Origin of the sequence: Geomesophilobacter sediminis (assembly GCF_016458275.1) — a bacterium.
Lineage (GTDB): Bacteria > Desulfobacterota > Desulfuromonadia > Geobacterales > Geobacteraceae > Geomesophilobacter > Geomesophilobacter sediminis.
The window spans coordinates 1-203 of sequence record NZ_JAEMHM010000072.1; the positions used below are offsets into that span (position 1 = coordinate 1).

The following is a 203-nucleotide window of genomic DNA, read 5'->3' on the forward strand; positions in this document are numbered from 1 at the left end:
GCCACCGGCATCGCAGCCCTTGGTTCCGATCAGCTCCGCGCTCTGGCAACTCAGGATGTAGCAGCCCTGACCACCGCCGAGGTGGCGGCGATCAGCACCGACAACATTTCCCTGCTGACCACCGCACAGGTCAAGGCAATGACCACGGCCCAGATCGCCGGCCTTGATACCGCTCACGTCCAGGCCCTGAGCACCGCAGAAAT

General features: G+C 64.0%; 1 protein-coding gene. It reads left to right on the forward strand.

The window, feature by feature from the left end:
- The coding region (locus JFN93_RS25360) for a hypothetical protein (RefSeq protein WP_199387182.1) at positions 1–203 on the forward strand (203 nt) is incomplete at both ends.